16 protein-coding genes are annotated in these 16,344 nt (G+C 71.2%); 3 read left to right on the top strand and 13 right to left on the bottom strand.

The window, feature by feature from the left end; genetic code table 11:
- Positions 1 to 68: 68 nt before the first annotated feature.
- From AADR41_RS18655 to AADR41_RS18635, 5 genes are all read right to left on the bottom strand, one after another.
- Positions 69 to 866 (bottom strand): VOC family protein, encoded by a 798-nt coding sequence (locus AADR41_RS18655; RefSeq protein ID WP_342282544.1) that lies wholly within the window; start codon positions 864 to 866, stop codon positions 69 to 71.
- 100 nt (positions 867 to 966) lie between these two features.
- A complete protein-coding gene (locus AADR41_RS18650; RefSeq protein ID WP_342282543.1) occupies positions 967 to 1,653 on the bottom strand; it encodes a response regulator transcription factor in 687 nt (228 codons plus the stop codon).
- Complete coding sequence (locus tag AADR41_RS18645; protein ID WP_342282542.1) at positions 1,650 to 2,876, bottom strand: sensor histidine kinase; 1,227 nt, start codon at positions 2,874 to 2,876, stop codon at positions 1,650 to 1,652. The genes AADR41_RS18650 and AADR41_RS18645 overlap by 4 nt, the downstream gene beginning before the upstream one ends.
- A 188-nt stretch (positions 2,877 to 3,064) precedes the next feature.
- Entirely contained in the window at positions 3,065 to 5,260 is a 2,196-nt protein-coding gene (locus tag AADR41_RS18640) for an MMPL family transporter (protein ID WP_342282541.1), read from the bottom strand.
- A 280-nt stretch (positions 5,261 to 5,540) separates the two neighbouring features.
- Entirely contained in the window at positions 5,541 to 5,816 is a 276-nt protein-coding gene (locus AADR41_RS18635) for an FAD-dependent oxidoreductase (RefSeq protein ID WP_342282540.1), read from the bottom strand.
- A 991-nt stretch (positions 5,817 to 6,807) separates the two neighbouring features.
- On the opposite strand from AADR41_RS18635, the gene AADR41_RS18630 reads away from it, so the two are divergent.
- The 3 genes from AADR41_RS18630 (at position 6,808) to AADR41_RS18620 (ending at position 8,336) form a co-directional block, all read left to right on the top strand.
- Entirely contained in the window at positions 6,808 to 7,329 is a 522-nt protein-coding gene (locus tag AADR41_RS18630) for a hypothetical protein (protein WP_342282539.1), read from the top strand.
- Positions 7,330 to 7,564: 235 nt separating this feature from the next.
- Positions 7,565 to 7,924 (top strand): hypothetical protein, encoded by a 360-nt coding sequence (locus AADR41_RS18625; RefSeq protein WP_342282538.1) that lies wholly within the window; start codon positions 7,565 to 7,567, stop codon positions 7,922 to 7,924.
- A gap of 55 nt (positions 7,925 to 7,979) precedes the next feature.
- Positions 7,980 to 8,336, top strand: coding sequence for a hypothetical protein (locus AADR41_RS18620; RefSeq protein ID WP_342282537.1), 357 nt, complete (start codon positions 7,980 to 7,982; stop codon positions 8,334 to 8,336).
- A gap of 70 nt (positions 8,337 to 8,406) precedes the next feature.
- Here AADR41_RS18620 and AADR41_RS18615 read toward each other — a convergent pair whose 3' ends face one another.
- The 8 genes from AADR41_RS18615 to AADR41_RS18580 form a co-directional block, all read right to left on the bottom strand.
- Complete coding sequence (locus AADR41_RS18615; RefSeq protein ID WP_342282536.1) at positions 8,407 to 9,186, bottom strand: enoyl-CoA hydratase/isomerase family protein; 780 nt, start codon at positions 9,184 to 9,186, stop codon at positions 8,407 to 8,409.
- Positions 9,183 to 10,313 (bottom strand): cytochrome P450, encoded by a 1,131-nt coding sequence (locus AADR41_RS18610; protein ID WP_342282535.1) that lies wholly within the window; start codon positions 10,311 to 10,313, stop codon positions 9,183 to 9,185. The genes AADR41_RS18615 and AADR41_RS18610 overlap by 4 nt, the downstream gene beginning before the upstream one ends.
- A 427-nt stretch (positions 10,314 to 10,740) precedes the next feature.
- The gene (locus tag AADR41_RS18605) at positions 10,741 to 12,135 is read right to left on the bottom strand and encodes a cytochrome P450 (RefSeq protein ID WP_342282534.1); all 1,395 of its coding nucleotides are present in this window, start codon (positions 12,133 to 12,135) and stop codon (positions 10,741 to 10,743) included.
- Between the two features lie 97 nt (positions 12,136 to 12,232).
- Positions 12,233 to 12,823 carry a GTP-binding protein gene (locus AADR41_RS18600; RefSeq protein WP_072487819.1) on the bottom strand — a complete coding sequence of 197 codons (591 nt, stop codon included), beginning with the start codon at positions 12,821 to 12,823 and terminating at the stop codon, positions 12,233 to 12,235.
- Complete coding sequence (locus AADR41_RS18595) at positions 12,798 to 13,172, bottom strand: DUF742 domain-containing protein (RefSeq protein ID WP_259927769.1); 375 nt, start codon at positions 13,170 to 13,172, stop codon at positions 12,798 to 12,800. Before AADR41_RS18595 ends, AADR41_RS18600 begins: the two co-directional genes overlap by 26 nt.
- A complete protein-coding gene (locus tag AADR41_RS18590; protein ID WP_342282533.1) occupies positions 13,169 to 13,573 on the bottom strand; it encodes a roadblock/LC7 domain-containing protein in 405 nt (134 codons plus the stop codon). Before AADR41_RS18590 ends, AADR41_RS18595 begins: the two co-directional genes overlap by 4 nt.
- Entirely contained in the window at positions 13,570 to 14,799 is a 1,230-nt protein-coding gene (locus AADR41_RS18585) for an ATP-binding protein (RefSeq protein ID WP_342282532.1), read from the bottom strand. Before AADR41_RS18585 ends, AADR41_RS18590 begins: the two co-directional genes overlap by 4 nt.
- A 323-nt stretch (positions 14,800 to 15,122) precedes the next feature.
- On the bottom strand, positions 15,123 to 16,253 hold the full coding sequence (locus AADR41_RS18580; protein WP_342282531.1) for a hypothetical protein: 1,131 nt from the start codon (positions 16,251 to 16,253) through the stop codon (positions 15,123 to 15,125).
- Positions 16,254 to 16,344 lie beyond the last annotated feature (91 nt).

Genomic DNA, 16,344 nt, shown 5'->3' with positions numbered 1-16,344 from the left:
AACAACCCCATGTGCGGCGGCCCCGCAACTCGGGCGGGAGCCCCGGCGGCACCGTTCGGCGGTCCCGCTCAGGACACCGGCGACATCTTGGGCACCTCGCCCTCGGTCGTGTGGACGTCGATGACGGAGAACGCCGCGCCCTGCGGGTCGGTCAGCGCGGCGAACCGGCCGAACGGCATGGTCATCGGGCCGAACCGCAGGACGCCGCCGCGCTCGGTGGCCTTCGCCACCGCCGCGTCGCAGTCCGGGACGGTGAAGTACACGTTCAGGTACGGCGGAACCTCGGGCGGGAACTCGTCGCCCATCTTCATCCGCCCCAGGACGGTCTTGTCGCCGAGGTTGTACATCCGGAAGTCGACGTGCTCGTCCGCCATCTTCACCATCGAGTACGGGAAGACCGCGGGGAAGAAGGCGTCGGACTTCTCGGGCTCCCGGGTGAAGACCTCGGCCCAGCAGAACGCACCGGGCACCGCCTGCGCCTCGAAGCCCTCGTGGGTGCCGGCCTGCCACACGCCGAAGACGACGCCGCCGGGGTCGCGGGCCAGCAGCATCGTGCCGAAGTCACCGACCCGCATGGGGTCCATCAGGGTCTCGCCGCCGTTGTCGCGGATCTTCGCCGCCGTGGCCTCGGCGTCCGGCGAGGCCAGGTACAGGCACCAGGCCGACTGGCCCTCCTGGCCGGGCATCGGGGGCACCACCGCGGCGACCGCCTTGCCGTCGGCGTACGCCTGCGTGTAGTTGCCGAACTCGGACGAGGACTCTCCGAACGTCCAGCCCAGCACCTCACCGTAGAAGCTCTTCGCGCCCTCCAGGTCGGCGAACATCGCGTCGGCCCAGCAGGGTGTGCCCTCCGGTTGTACAGCCATGACCCTGACTCCTTCGCGTTCGGTGGGGGTGGTGGTGGTCCGGCTTTTCACGCTAGCCAGCCCACCGCCTTCCCGCGCGCCGGGAGTCCGGCCCCGGGGCCTAAGGGCTGTCCCGGCCCTGCGGCGGGTCCACCCGCACCAGGCCCGACTGGTAGGCCATGGCGACCAGCTGGGCCCGGTGCCGGGCGCCCAGCTTCGTCATCGCACGGCCCACGTGGGTGCGCACGGTCAACGGGCTGACGTGCATCCGGGCGGCGATCTCGTCGTTCGACAGGCCCTCGGCGGCCTGCGCCATGACCTCGCGCTCGCGGGCGGTCAGCACGTTCAAGGACTCGGGCGCCGCGACCCCGCCCTCCGGGCGGGCGAGGTAGCGGGTGATGAGGGCCCGGGTGGCGGTCGGGGACAGGAGCGTGTCGCCCGAGGCCACCGTCCGGATCGCGTCCAGCAGTTCCTCGGGGCCCACGTCCTTGCCGAGGAAGCCGCTGGCCCCCGCACGCAGCGCGCCGGCCACGTACTCGTCGATCTCGAACGTGGTGAGGATGAGGATGCGGGTCTGCCGCAGCGCCTCGTCGCGGCAGATCTCCTCGGTGGCGGCCAGCCCGTCCATGCCCGGCATGCGGATGTCCATCACGACCACGTCCGGGGCGGTGGCACGGGCCTTCTCCACCGCCTCCCGGCCGTCCGCCGCGACCCCGACGACCTCCATGTCGTCGTTCGACTCGATCAGCAGCCGGAAGGTCCCGGCCAGCAGCGCCTGGTCATCGGCCAGCAGTACCCGGATGGTCACCGTGCCGTCCTTTCCTCGTCGTCGTCCTGGTGCGATTCGGGCTCCGCCGTCTCCAGGGGAAGTTCCGTGGTCACCTCGAAGCCTCCGTCGGCCCGGTGCCCGGCCGCCAGCCGGCCGCCGGCGGACAGAGCCCGCTCGCGCATGCCGATGAGGCCGTAGCCCGACGTGCCCGCCGTGGGCGGCGCGTGCCCGTCGTCGGAGACGGTGAGCGTGAGCAGCCTGCGCGAGTAGCCGAGACGGACCGCGGCCGTGGCGCCGCCCGAGTGCTTGGTGACGTTGGTCAGTGCCTCCTGCACGATCCGGTACGCGGTCAGGTCCGCGCCCGGCGGCAGCGGCCGGGCCTCGCCCTCCACGGTCACCGTCACCGCGAGCCCGGTGTGCTCGAACGAGGCGATCAGCTCCGGGAGCCGGGCCAGCCCGGGCGTGGGCTCCAGCGGTGTCTCCGGGTCGCCCTCGCGGCGCAGCAGCCCCACGGTCGCCTTGAGCTCGCGCAGTGCGGAGGAGGTGGTGCCGGCGAGTTCGTCGAGCATCTTCTGTGCCTGGTCGGGCTTGCTGCGCAGCAGGTACGCGGCGGTCGCCGCCTGGGCGTGGGCCAGGGCGATGTGGTGCGCGACGATGTCGTGGAGCTCGCGGGCGATCCGGGTCCGTTCCTCGCCCACCCGCTGCCGCGCCTCCTCCTCGCGGGTGCGCTCGGCCAGTTCGGCCCGCGCCTCCACGGCGGCCAGATGGTCGCGCCGGCTCCGTACCGACTCGCCGACCGCCCCCGCCAGCAGGACGCAGGAGACGAGGCCGACCTGGTCGGGCCGGAGCAGCGCCACCCTGCCCCAGGCGGCGGAGGCGATCAGGAGGGCGACGGCCACCCCCACCGTGTAGCGGGTGGCCGTGCGGTGGTCGGTGCGCAGGGCCAGGAGATACAGGGCGACCAGGGCGGCGCCCACGACGCTCGGACTGGGGTCGAAGCCGATGCCGCTGCCCATCAGACCCAGGGCGCAGCCGAGCACCGTGGTCACCACCACCATCGTGCGCGGATACCGGCGGTGGCCGAGGAGCAGGACGGCGGGGGGCACCGCGGCCGCCAGCGAGAAGGAGAGCGCGGGGGCGCGGACGATCCGGGCGTCGGTGAGGGTGCTGGAGAAGACCGCGAAGGCCCACAGCAGCACCGCCACCACCACATCGACGGTCCGGGGATGGCGCCGGGCCCACTGCATCCAGTCGGTGAACATGCGTTCTCTTCTCCTCGGGTCCGTCCGACCATGGTCGCCGACCCGGCCGGCCTGCCCGGCCCGGCCGAGTCGGCCGCCCCGCCGGGCCCGCCTGCGTCGCCCCGAGCCTGTCGCCCGTTGCCCCGTACCCGTCACGTCTTCCACGGGTACGGGTACGGGCATGGGCGCGGGCGTGGGGCCCGGACCGGTCATACGCGCACGGGCTCCGGCTCGGGCCGCGGCTCGGCCGGTGCGGCACTGTGCAGCTTCTCGCCCTCGACGTCCACCCGGGGCACGACACGGTCCAGCCACTTGGGCAGCCACCACGCCCGGTGGCCCAGCAGGGCGAGCACCGCCGGGACGACCGTCATCCGGACGACGAAGGCGTCGAAGAAGACCGCCGCGGCGAGGCCGACACCCATCATCTTGATCATCGAATCGTTCATCCCGATGAACCCGGCGAACACCGCGATCATGATGACGGCCGCGGCGCCGACGACCCGTGCGCTGTGCCGGAACCCGGTGACGATCGCCTGGCCGGGCCGCTCCCCGTGGACGTATGCCTCCCGCATCCGGGTCACCAGGAAGACCTCGTAGTCCATGGCCAGACCGAAGACCACACCGATCAGGAAGATCGGCATCATGCTCATCACCGGCCCGGTCTGCTCGACGCCGAGGGCGTCGGCGAGCCAGCCCCACTGGAAGACCGCGACGATCACGCCGAACGCCGCCGCCACCGACAGCAGGAAGCCGAGCGCCGCCTTCAGCGGGACCAGGAGCGAGCGGAAGACGACCATCAGGAGCAGGAACGCCAGGCCGACGACGAGCGCGAGATAGGGCAGCAGCGCGTCGTTGACCTTCTGCGACACGTCGATGTTCACCGCGGTCGCGCCGGTGACGAGCATCGTCGCACCGGTGTCCGACTTCAGGCCGCGGGCCTCGTCGCGGATGGTGTGGACGAGGTCCGTGGTGTCCGCGCTGCTCGGCCCGGTGGAGGGTACGGCGGTGAGCACCGCGGTGTCACCGGCCTCGTTGAAGCCGGGGGGCGTCGTGGCGACGATGCCGTCGGTGGCCGTGAGCTGCTTCGCGGCCCGTGCCGCGGCGGCCTTCGGGTCGGCCGAGCCCTTGGCGTCGACGACGACGGTCAGCGGTCCGTTGAAGCCGGGACCGAAGCCGTCGGCCAGGGCGTCGTAGGCGCGGCGCTGGGTGGTCGAGGTGGCCTTCGACTCGTCGCCCGGCATGCCGAGCTGAAGATCGAGCGCCGGTACGGAGATCAGCCCGAGGCCGAGAACACTGAGCACCAGGACCGCGAGCGGCCGCCGGATCACGAAGCCGGCCCAGCGGGTGCCCAGACCGGCCCGCCCGCCCTTGGCGCGCTGCCCGCCGTGCCCCTTGCGCTGGGCGCGCGGCATGACGGCCTTCCGGAAGAAGCCGAGCAGCGCGGGCAGCAGGGTGACCGCGACCAGGACGGCGATCACGACGGTGCTCGCCGCGGCGAGGCCCATCTTGGTCAGGACGGGGATGCCGACCACGGACAGGCCCGCCAGGGCGATGACCACGGTGAGGCCCGCGAAGACGACCGCGGAGCCCGCCGTTCCCACGGCCCGTGCCACGGCCTCCTCGGCGTCGTGGCCCTCCGTGCGTTCGGTCCGGTAGCGCGAGACGATGAACAGCGCGTAGTCGATGCCGACCGCGAGGCCCAGCATCAGGGCGAGCGTGGTGGTCGTTGTGGACATCCCGACGGCGACGATCGAGGCCACGCCCACGCCGATGCCGACGATCGCGGTGAGCAGCGGGAGGCCCGCCGCGGCGAGCGAACCGAAGGTGATGAGCAGGACGACCGCGGCGGCGGCGACGCCGACGAGTTCGGTGGTGCCGCCCAGCTCGTTCTCCGGCACCAGGGCCGATCCGCCGAGCTCCACGGTCAGTCCCGCGTCCCGCCCCTTCTCGGCGGCGTCCTCCAGCGCGTCGGTGGTGGCGGTCGTGAGATCCATGCTCTGTACGTCGTACGAGACGGTGGAGTACGCGGTCGTACCGTCCTTGCTCACCGCCCCGGCCATCTTGAACGGGTCGAGAGCGCCCTTGACCTGGTCGCCGCCCGCGACGTCCGCGACGATCTTCTCGATGGCCGCCTTGTTCGCGCTCGCCGTGACCTTCTGGCCCTTCGGCGCGACGAAGACGATGCGGGCGTCGGCGCTGTTGGAGTTGCTGCCGGGGAAGCGCTGGTCCAGCAGGTCGAAGGCCTTCTGCGACTCCGTCCCGGGCATGGAGAACCCGTCCTCGGGGGCGGCCGGAGCCTTGGCCGCGGCGAACGCGCAGGCGGCGAGGACCACCACCCAGAGCAGGGCGACGAGCCGGCGTCTCCGGAAGGAGAAGCGGCCCAGCCGGTAAAGGAAAGTAGCCACGAGGAGGCGCTCCAGTCTCTCGAAGGGATGCCTCGATCCTTCGTGAGAGCGCACGTCATCGTCGTCGTGCGGCTGCATGGAGTCCTACGTACTGTCGATGCAGTACGCGGCCGGTCCGCCCTGCGCCCTGGGCGGGACCGCGCAGGCGTGTCGGACCATCCTCGGGGCGGGTGCCCCGCCCCGGACCGGACCCGGGCCCCCGCGGGCAGCGTCCGGGATCGGACCTGGGCCCCGGTGGGCGCCGTCTCGCGGCCCCGGGCCCCGCGGGCAGCGTCCCGGATCAGACCCGGACCCCGGCGGGCAGCGTCGGCACGATGGCTCCGGAGTGTACGAGCACCCGGTGCAGATCGGTCATCGGTACGCCGGTGATGTCCGTCTTCCGGTCCGCGGCCATCGCCGCGAGCGCACCGGCAGCCTGCCCCGTCGCCATGGCCGTGGCCTGCACTCGCAGCGCGGAGTTCGCCGCCTGGTCGGAGCCGACGCAGCGCCCGGCGACGACGGCGTACGGGTTGCCGGCCGGGACCATCGCGTCGCGGGGGTCGCATGGACGCCTCACGCCGGGATCGGTGATTGATACGTTTCAATCGTACGAGCGAACCCCGCCGGAGGCGAGGGCAATGGCGCGATCACGTGAAGTTCCGTCCACGTGGCGGGAGATGGAGAACGTGCGCTACGGTGACCACACCATCACGCTCTGTGTGCCTTCGTGCGCATAGGGCGGCCCTCGGCGGTGCGACAACACCAATCCGAGGGCCTACACCACCAGTGGAGCTGCGAGGCCACCGGAAATGCTGCGTCATGTTATCGCGCCGTCCGTGCGCTATACGAAGGCATCGAACGATGTCGTCCGCCATCCGCGTCTGGACAGTGACGCGAAGCTCCTTGTCCTCTACGTCCAGGGACTCCCGGAAGATGCCGTCCACAAGCCGTTGAGTGAACTCGCCCGCGAAATGCGCATCAAGGGCCGTGTGTACCAGAAGGCGAAGAAGCAGCTGGTCGAGCACGGCTACATGTACGAGTGGCGGAGCCAGGGCGAGGGAGGCCGCTGGCAGACCGAGCAACTCGTCGCGAACGCCCCCCTGACGAGTGAGCAGGCCCGGCACTTACGGATGGCTCGGTCCCAGGTCCGGCCGGACGACCTGCCCGTGACTCGGTCTCCGGTCGCACCGGGTGACCTGCCTGAAACTCGGCTCCTGGCCCGGCAGCCGATTGACCTGCCCGCGACTCGGCCTCCGGTTCGGGCGGTCGACCCGCCCGTGACTCGGCTCCCGGTACAGCAGTCGGCCGACCTGCCCGTGACTCGGCCTTCGGTCGCGCCGGCCGACTTGTCCGAATCTCGGCTCCCGGTCCAGCAGTCGGCCGACCTGCCCGTGACTCAGTCTCCGGTCGCGCCGGCCGACCTGCCCGTAACCCCGCCACCGAGTAAGCACTTTCCGACGGTCGGTGCACCGGCCCCTCGGACGGCCGGTCGCTATGAACCGGTAGAAGACCACAGCGATAAGACAACTCCCCACCCACCCCCCGAACCTGAGCCCGCGACAGCGCCCGTGCCCGAACCGCCCCCGCGGGCCACGGCGTCGGCGGACCCCGCCCAATTGGCCCGGGCGGAACGGGTCCTGCTCTCCCTGCGCCACACCCGCCGTGAACTGCATCTGGGCCTGCGCGAGGCCCGCGTCCTCGCCGTGGATGCCGTCAAGTGGCTCGAACGCGGCCTGAGCGAATCCGACCTCCGCCACGCCCTGCTCGCCGAACGCCCGCAGGAAGGCGTCCGGTCGGCCGTCGGTTTCCTGCGCTACCGGCTGATCCAGAAGCTCCCCGAACCCCCGGTCCGGCACCAGCCGCCGGAACGCCCGCCTCTCCCCGAACCCGTCGAATGCCGGGGCCCCGGTGCCCCGCACGTGTTCCGCCCCCTGCTTGGCGAATCCGAATGCCCCTCCTGCCGCCTGGCCGCCGCCCGCTCCGAAACGGTCCCCGAACACGTCCCCTGGCGCGAACGCGTCGCCGCGCTCAACGGCACACCGACGACAACGCGGCGAGGCGCGGCATCGGGGCACGCGGGCCCGGCCTGACCCGGACGAGAGGCCCGGGTCCGACCGGACGCGCCTGTCAATACGCAGAACTCCCCATGTGATCCCCGTGCGCCGCCCGGCAGAGTCGGGCATGCGGGCAGGCGCCACGGGGGGACGGCTCCTCGCGTTGCACGCGATGCCGTGCGCCTGCTCGCACAGAGGGGCATCCGTACCTGGGGGGCCTCCACGGGACCGAGGCGGAGACACCCGGCCTCGGAGAGAAGGGGGATCCGAGATGCGACCGATCAGCCGATTCACCGCCTGGGCCACGACCCTGGCCACCGCCGTGGGAGCCACGGTGGTGATCGCGGGAGGCCCGGCCGCCGCCGCCGGTGGAGGGTACTGGTCCATCTCGTGCGATTCCCCGAACGCGTGCATCAGGCTTTCGGTCGGACGCCAGGGCCCCGGCGGGCCGTTCTGGAACATGATCGGCTGCGGTGTCCACGGCGTCAGCGACTACTACGACCGCGGCTACGCCCATGGCTGGGCCTTCGACGTCCACTACGCGGACCGGAGGTGGGACCGCGTCGAGTTCGGGACCAACCGCCCGCTGGACCCCAACAACCGCGTCACCAGTGTCGACGTGCTCTGCTGACCTGGCCCCGACTGCCGTCCTGACGAGACCGCCACTTCGAGAAGGGGGATCCGAGATGCGTCCGATCAGCCGATTCGCCGCCTGGGCCACGACCCTGGCCACCGCCGTGGGAGCCACGGTGATACTCGCGGGAGGCCCGGCCGCCGCCGCCGGAGGGTACTGGTCCAACTCATGTGATCCCGGACGGGCGTGCATCAAGCTCTCGGGCGGACGCTCGGGCCCGGGCGGACAGATCTGGAACTTCGACGGGTGCGGCTACCACACGATCAACGACTTCTACGACTACGGCTACGCCCACGGCAATCCCTTCGACGTCCACTACGCGGACCGGAGCTCGGACCGTGTGCAGTCCTGGTCCAACCGCGGACTGGATTCCGGCAACCGCGTCACCGGTGTCACCGTGCTCTGCTGAGCCGCAGCACGCAGTGTGGGCACTCCCGCGGCCGAGGCGCGGGAATGCTCCTGTCCGGTGATCCGCGCCCCTACCGCCGCCGGGTGGCCGCCGCGACGGTCGCCATGAGTTCCGCGTCCAGTACGGACGGGTCGGCCAGCCGGGTCGGGGCCGCGTAGGAGTTGAGGAGCGCCTTGGTGACGCGCAGGGCGGCCTCGGGGCGGCGCACGATCGGCTTGGTCCACGCGGTGACCGCCGAGTCGAGTTCGACCTCGGGCACGACGCGTTGCAGGACCGACAGCTCAAGCGCCTCGATGGAGTCGAAGGCGCGTCCGGTGAGGATGAGTTCGCGGGCGCGGGCGGCGCCGACCTCGTGGATGAGCCGGGGCAGTACGCCGCCCCAGGCGGTGGGGAGGCCGAGCGCCAGTTCCGGCAGCCGGAACGAGGCGGTGTCGGTGCCCACGCGCAGATCGCAGGCGAGCGCCAGCGCGAGGCCCGCGCCGATGGCCTTGCCCTGGATCCGGGCGATGGTGACGGCCGGGTTGGTGGAGATCGCCTCGCAGACCCGGCGGGCCTTGTCACCGGCGATCCGGATGCCACGCCCGGTGGGGTCGTCGTCGAGCCAGTCGGCGAACTCGTTGCGGTCGCCGCCCAGGCAGAAGTCGTCGCCGGCCCCGCTGAGCACCAGCACCCGGACGTCGGGGTCCGGCACCGCCAGGACCGCCAGCAGGTCGTCCAGCATCGCCTCGGTGACCGCGTTGCCGGTGGCGGGGGTGTCCAGCTCCACGCGGAGGACGGCGCCCTCGCGCTCGGCGCGCAGCGTGCTCGGCCGCCGGAACGGCGTCAGGTACTGCGGGAGCGAGAGCTTCATGCCGTCACGCCCAGCGAGGTGATCCGCCGGAAGACCAGCCGGGACGCGTAACCGGCCGGGGTGACGGCGCGCAGGGTGGGGAAGCGTTTCAGCAGTTGCGTCAGGAGGGTGCGCGCCTCCAGGCGGGCGAGGGCCGCGCCGAGGCAGTAGTGCACGCCGCCACCGAAGGTCAGGTGCGTTCCCCCGCGCCCGACGTCGAAGGTGTCCGGGTCCTCGTTGCGCCGGGGGTCGTGGTTGGCGGCGCCGTACATGACATGGACCATGCTGTCCTTGGCGATCGGAACACCCGCCAGCACGGTGTCGTCGGCCGCGATCCGGGTATTGATGTGGATCGGCGGGTCGTACCGCAGGACCTCGTCGACAGCGGCGTCGATGTACCCGGGGTTCTCCCGGAGCCACTCCCACCGGCCGGGCTCCTTCAGGAGCAGGTCCACCATGGCCGACAGCAGGGTGGCGGTGGTCTCCAGCGAGGCGATGGTGACGAACATGGTGAGCCGGTAGAGGATCTCGTCCGCCGCCTCCCGGTCGGGTTCCCGCGCGTCCCAGGTGTGGATCCAGCCGGTCAGCACATCGTTGCCGGGGCTGGCCCGGCGCTGTTTCACCAGCTCGGTGAAGTAGCTCCGCAGCTGCTCGGTCGCCTCGGCGGAGACGGCGAGCTGGCTCTTGGTGGGCAACAGCTCCTGGGCGTGCACCTGGTTGTGGGTGATCTCCAGGATGTGCGCGTGGTCCCCGGGCGGAATCCCCAGCCAGGAGCCGATGGTGCTGATCGGGAGCTGTTCGCTGACCGTGCTGACGAAGTCGGCCTCCCCCCAGCGCATTTTGTCAGCCAGCTCGTCGAGGAGCCGGGTGACGTGCTCCTCGACCTGCGGGGTCAGCCGCGCGATGGTCGACCGGTCGAAGAGGTTGCCGAGGCTGCGGCGCTGGCAGGTGTGCTCGGGGGCGTTGAGCCGGGAGAGGGTCTTGGTCATTTCCTGCGTGGCGACGGCTTCCCAGCGCTCGGTGTCCGCCTGGCGTTCCTGCCAGGCGAAGTCGGGCGCCAGCCAGTTGCGCCCGCGCAGCACCTCGCTGCACGTGTCGTAACCCGTGACGAAGTACGCGTCCCAGGGAGCGCGTACGACATCGCCCATGTCTCTCAGATCGGCCAGCAAAGGGTAGGGATCAGCCTGCCCCTCGGGCGATTTGAGACGTCTCAGGAGAGAAATGAGGGCACGGCGGTCTACGGGGGGCCTGTCAGTGCCACATATAGCGCTCACGCAGAGTTCCTTGACCTGGGCTCATGGTTACCGGCAGAACCTACCCCTCCGCATATGCCGCCCAAGCGTGGATCTTTGTTGCCCGTATCACAGAGAAACCCTGATCCAGCCCCTTGCCAGTCGCCCCCCGTGTCTCAACTTCCTCCTGAGTCACTCCAGTTACATGGGTGATGGGCCGGCATATGCGTACAAGTCGCCCGGCCCACCATGATCATGTCCGGTGCGTCACACCATGATCACGACGGGTCCGTCGCACCCCGGACCCGTCCCGGTGCGTCACACCCGCACACGGCAGGGGGCGTCACACCCTGAACACGTCCAGGAAGGAACTCCACCAGCCCTTGGTCTTCTTCTGCGGCTCGGCGTGGTCGTGGTGCCCGGCGGGCGCCTGGTCCGGGGCGGTGTTCCGGGACGGTGCGGCCGGCTGCGCCGCCGGCGGTGCCGAGGTCCGGCGCGCGGGGGCGGCGCTGAAGAGGACGGGCAGCGACACCAGGGCCCGGTGGAAGGGGCCCGGCCGCCATTCGACCGTGGAGGGATGCACCGCGAGGGTGAGGTCGGGCACGGTGTTGAGGATCTTCTCGATCGCGGTGAGGGCGATCAGCTGCGCGGGAGACTTCGCCGGGCAGACGTGCGGGCCCGCGCCCCAGGCGAGATGGGCGCCCTTGCTCAGGGTCTGGCGGGCGTCGGTGAGCGCGGGGTCGCTGTTCGCGGCGGCGAAACTGATCAGCACCGGGGTGTCCGCCTTCAGCGTCACCCCGCCCAGGTCGATGTCCTGGACCGGGTAGTGCGTCGCGTAGTTGGCTATCGGCGGGTTGTTCCACAGCACGTCGTCGAGGGCGTCCTCGACCAGCATCCCGGTGCCCCGCCGCTGCGCGACCCCGGTGTCGCTGGACAGCATGAGGAGCAGCGCGTTGGCGATCAGGTTGCGCTCCGGCTCGACGCCCGCACCCATCAGCATGACGAGCTGGTCCTTGAGCTCCTCGTCCCGCAGGCCCGCCGGGTGCTGGATGAGCCAGGAGGTGATGTCCTCGCCGGGCTGCCGCCGCTTGAGCGCGACGAGCTCCATCAGACACTCGGTCAGCTCGGCGTTGGCCCGGAGCACGTCCTCGCCGTCGAAGATCGCGGACATGCTGCGGGTCAGCCGGTCGCCGATGTCCCCGGGGCAGCCGAAGAGCTGGTTGAACAGCAGCAGCGGCAGCAGCTTGGCGTAGTCGCCGAGCAGGTCCGCGCTGCCGCGCTCGATGAACTGGTCGATGAGGTAGTCGGCGATCCGCTCCACGTCCCGGCTGAGCCGGGTGGTGTTGAGCCGGCCGAGGCTCTCGGTGACCGCCTTGCGCAGCCGCAGATGCTCGGTGCCGTCCGTGAACAGGCAGTTGGGCCGGTACGCCATCATCGGCAGCACCGGGCTGTCCAGCGGCACCCGGCCCTCCCGCAGCGCGCCCCAGCGCCTCGCGTCCCGGGCGAAGAAGGACGGATTCTGCAACACCCGCAGCGCGGCCTCGTGCTGCACGATCAGGGTGGCCTCCACACCGGGGGCCAGCTCGATCGGGGCGGCGAGTCCGTGCGCCCGGAATTCGTCGTACACGCGCTGCGGATCGGACGCGAACTCAGGCCCGTAGAGCGACGTCTGCCGCTCACCGCGCATCGGACACCCGGTGGGGGCGCTGTACGGGGTGGATCCCGGTGACGAGTCCATGTGTGATTCCTCGATGTGATCGCGGACCCGAAGGGCCCGGACGGCGGACGGAGTACGGCAGTCGGGTGGCAGTTTCTCAGGCCGCGTGTGCCGGCTCTCAGGCCACGTGTGCCAGAAGGTGCTGGACCAGGGTGATCAGGGCCTGCGCGGACGACTTCTCGTCCCGGGCGTCGCAGTACACGACAGGGGTGTCCGGCAGCAGATCGAGCGCCTCGCGCAACTCCTCCTCGGCGTGCCGGGAGTACGGATCGAAGCTGTTGACCGCGACCGCGTACTCCAGCCCGTACGTCTCGACCAGGTCGATCACCGGGAAGGTGTCGGCGAGACGGGCCGGGTCGACCAGGAGCAGCGCGCCGAGCGAACCGCGCGCCATGTCCTCCCACAGCTCGACGAAGCGCTGCTGACCGGGCGTACCGAACAGGTACAGCACCAGCTCGTCGCTGAGCGTCAGACGGCCGAAGTCCAGCGCGACCGTCGTGGTCACCTTGTCGGGCGCGCCCCGCAGGTCGTCGATGTGCGCGCCGGCCTGCGTCATCCGCTCCTCGGTGCGCAGCGGGGTGATCTCGGAGAGGGTGCCGATCAGCGTCGTCTTGCCCACGGCGAAGTGCCCGACGACGAGGATCTTCGCCGCGCGCCGTACCGCGTCCGGGACATAGATGCTGTCAGCCGAACCGGACGTGGAGTCCATGCAACACCTCTTCGAGGATCTTCCTGTCAACGAGCTGAGCCGCCGGTGGCGCCTTGCGGCGCATCAGATGACCTTGTTCCGCTAAGTCGTTCAGCAGCAGCCGGGCCACCCCGACCGGCTGGCCGAGATGGCCCGCCACCTCGGCCACCGACAGATAGCCGCCGGAACACAGCTCCCAGATGGCCCGGACCTCCGGGCTCGGGTTCGGCGGCGGCTGCCGGTCGGGCGCGATGGTGACCAGGGTGACGAGGGAGAGGTCCTCCGCATCCGGCAGGCCGCGCCCGCCGGTGATGACGTAGGACCGGACGAACCCGCTGCTGACCGCCTGCTCCTCGCCCGGCGCCGTCATACGTCGATTCCCGCGTCCTGGCGGGGAGGTGTGGTCATCGCCTTCCCCAGCGCGGCGACCTGCTGCTGCATGCGGAAGGACATGGCCTCCATGTCCACATCGGCCGCGGCGGCGGCCGCCAGGTAGGCGCCGCTGCCCGCCGCGATCAGGAAGATCCAGCCGTGGTCGTACTCCAGCAGCGTCTGACGCCAGCGGCCCGGGGCCTGGGCGCCGATGAAGGGCGCGACGGCCCGGCTCAGCGACTGCATGGAACTCATCGCGGCCGCCACGGTCTCCGCGTCGTCCCGGCCGATCTGACTGGAGCTGGCCAGCAGCAGACCGTCGGCGGAGACGAGGATCGCGTGCCGTGCGCCGGGTACCTGAAGCACATCGTTGAGTACCCAGGACAGGTCGGGGTTCACTGGAACTCGGGTCCTTCCGTCGTCGTCATGTCACGCCCGGACCGCGTTCCGCGCTGGAACGCGCCCAGACGGGAAGCGGTCTCCTCGTTGCTGCGCACCGGCCCGGGCTCGGCCGACGGCACCACAGACACCGGGCTCTTGCGACGACGCTTGGGCAGGCCACCGGCGGTGGTGGCGGTGGGCCCGGTGGGCTGCGGAGCGACGGCCGGCTGTCCGACCGGAGGGAACAGCGGGGTCGGGGACGGCGCGGGCGCCTGGCGCCGGGGGAGCGCCGCCACTTCCGCGTCGTAGCGGCCGGCGGCGACCGGGGGCGGCGAGGGCACGTCGGCGGTGAGCAGCTCGTCGGGCAGGAGAACCACCGCGCGTACGCCTCCATAGGGGGATACGGAGTCCACCGAGACCTTGAACCCGTAGCGGGCGGCCAGCACGCCGGAGACCGCGAAGCCGAACTGCGGGGGAATGCCCAGGCTGGAGACGCTGATCGCGGCCTGCGGCGAGAGGAGGGCCGCCGCGCGGTCCTTCTCCTCCTGGCCCATGCCGAGACCGGCGTCGTCGACGATGAGGCAGACGCCCGTCGGCACGGCCTGGATGTTGATCTCGACCGGGGCGCCGGGGGCGGAGTAGTTGGTGGCGTTGGCCAGCAGCTCGGCCAGGACGACCGCGACGGGTTCCACGGCCTTGCTGACGACCGAGAAGTTCACCTGCCCGTTGACCCGCACCCGGTCGAACTGACGGATGCGTCCCTGGGCGCTGCGGGCCACGTCGAAGACCGAGGCGACGGTCTCCCGGCGCCCGAGCCAGCCGCCGCACAGCACCGCGATGCCCTGCGCCCGGCGGCCGAACTGGCTGTTGGCGTGGTCGATGGCCATCAGGTCGGCCAGCATGCCGGGGTCGTCGCCGTACTTCTTCTGGGCGTTCTCGATGACGACCTGCTGCTCGTCCGCGAGCCCCTGGAGGGTACGCACGGCGGCCTTGAGGACCGCCTTGGTCTCCTCCTCGGCGTCCCTGCGGACCTCGGTCAGCTCGGCGGAGTGCTGATGCGTCAGACCGGTGTGGGCGACATGGAGTTCGTCCCGTTGGCGTTGCAACATGTCGCGTTGCTGGTGTAGTTCGGCGTTCTGTCTGCGAAGCCCGATATTGGTCTTTCGAGCCCGCAGAACGGCACCTACGGCGATCAGCGCGACGACAACCAGTGCCCACAGAAGAGGGCCCTGTGCAAATGTCATGAGACTCACTTCAAGTGCCATGGCTATGGATACGGCTTGACGCTCCCTCATGTGCCGCAGGCGCCGGGCCGGTCGAGCCACGGCTTGCGCCACCCCAGGGAAGGCCCCTCCGAATGTGGGGCCGAGGAGTCCATTCCTCCCGGAATGCCCCCATACGCCATCAGCCCACTGGAAGTAAGATGATCTTAACATCGGTCAGGCTGGCAAATGTCAAGACCGACACGCCAGTTGCACTCTTGGCGCCGAATGTTCACATGCGGGCCGGAGGACGGCCGCATCACCCCGGCCGGGTGCGCACGACGGGACCGGGCACCCGGAAAGGGTCACGGAGCCGCCGGCAACCGCAGCCCCGTGCACTTTCCGCGCCGCACCTGGTCCTTCGCGAACGCGGCCACGTACTCGCGCAACAGCGCGCTCCGCTCGCCGCGCTGCTTCGCCGTGGGAGGGCCGGACTGCCCGTCCTCCTCGCGGTAGGAGTAGTCCTCCCCCCACTGCGCGCCGAAGCCGACGTTCTCGCCGTCGCATTCGGCGACGGCCCACGCCCGGGAATGGGTCGACGAGGGTTCCCGGAAGGCGCCCTCACCCCGCACCGAGCCCATCACGCGCAGGTCGGAACCCCAGTCCCCGAGCCAACTGGTGAGTTCCACCAGCGGTTCGCCCGGCCGCGCGCTGCCGCCGCCCTCCTGCGGTGCGTACAGGGTGCACCGTCCGACGACCCCGCCGTCCGCGACGGCGACGCGCACCCGCCCGTCGCGCCCCTCCGCCGGTACGCGGGTGGTGGCCAGCGCGCCGCAGGCGGTGCCCTTCGCCTCCGCGCGGGGCACGTACGCACCCGTGTCCGGCACCGCCCCGTCCTCGGGCGCGGGCAGCGGCGCGCCCCCGCAACCGAGCTTCCCGGTCACCTCGTTCGTCATCCGCACCGCGAGCCGCAGCATGGCCGCCTTCTCCTCGCGGCTCTCGGCGAAGAAGGCCCAGGTCCCCACCAGCAGCCTGCGGTGTTCCGCGGCGGGCGCCTTGCCGCCGCGCGGGCACTCGGGCATCAGGTAGACGACGCTGTTGTCGGTCTCGAAGCCGGGCAGCCCGCCGGGCAGCACGGCGTACGGCGGCCGGGCGCTGCCGATGAGCGACAACTCGTCGTTCCGGTCGGGCCCGTCCGGATAGGTGTCCACGGCGACCACGACCCTGTCCTTGTCGGTCGTCAGTACGCAGTGGTACTCGCCGAGTTCCTCGTCGAAGGACTCCTCCTGCTTCCCGAGCCGGGTGTCCGGCCGCACGGCCTTGAGGTCGCCGCCCGGAAGTTTGCCGCCGCACGCCTCACGCGCCAGCCACCAGTCCTTGAGCGGCGCCCGGACCGAGGCCCCGACGACGACCAGCACGGCCAGCGTGCAGATCACCCCCCACAGCAACCCGCGGTGCCGCCGCGCCCAGTCCTCCACCCGTTCCCCCCGGTCCACTCGTACTCCACTGCGACCCCACCAGTGTGAACAGCCCACCCTGCCGCCCGGTGGGCGGGTGTCGGTGAACGTGTGTCGGTGGGTGGTGCGG

This window comes from Streptomyces sp. CLV115 (genome assembly GCF_038448545.1).
Classification (GTDB): domain Bacteria; phylum Actinomycetota; class Actinomycetes; order Streptomycetales; family Streptomycetaceae; genus Streptomyces; species Streptomyces sanglieri.
Note: the sequence above shows the minus strand (reverse complement) of the source record. Positions and strands in the feature narration are given on the sequence as shown.

Bases quoted from the DNA above. Each gene is read 5' to 3' on its own strand.
- AADR41_RS18655 (WP_342282544.1), bottom strand. From the start codon at position 866: ATGGCTGTACAACCGGAGGGCACACCCTGCTGGGCCGACGCGATGTTC.
- AADR41_RS18645 (WP_342282542.1), bottom strand. From the start codon at position 2,876: ATGTTCACCGACTGGATGCAGTGGGCCCGGCGCCATCCCCGGACCGTC.
- AADR41_RS18625 (WP_342282538.1), top strand. From the start codon at position 7,565: ATGCGACCGATCAGCCGATTCACCGCCTGGGCCACGACCCTGGCCACC.
- AADR41_RS18620 (WP_342282537.1), top strand. From the start codon at position 7,980: ATGCGTCCGATCAGCCGATTCGCCGCCTGGGCCACGACCCTGGCCACC.
- AADR41_RS18615 (WP_342282536.1), bottom strand. From the start codon at position 9,186: ATGAAGCTCTCGCTCCCGCAGTACCTGACGCCGTTCCGGCGGCCGAGC.
- AADR41_RS18610 (WP_342282535.1), bottom strand. From the start codon at position 10,313: ATGGGCGATGTCGTACGCGCTCCCTGGGACGCGTACTTCGTCACGGGT.
- AADR41_RS18605 (WP_342282534.1), bottom strand. From the start codon at position 12,135: ATGGACTCGTCACCGGGATCCACCCCGTACAGCGCCCCCACCGGGTGT.
- AADR41_RS18600 (WP_072487819.1), bottom strand. From the start codon at position 12,823: ATGGACTCCACGTCCGGTTCGGCTGACAGCATCTATGTCCCGGACGCG.
- AADR41_RS18595 (WP_259927769.1), bottom strand. From the start codon at position 13,172: ATGACGGCGCCGGGCGAGGAGCAGGCGGTCAGCAGCGGGTTCGTCCGG.
- AADR41_RS18585 (WP_342282532.1), bottom strand. From the start codon at position 14,799: ATGACATTTGCACAGGGCCCTCTTCTGTGGGCACTGGTTGTCGTCGCG.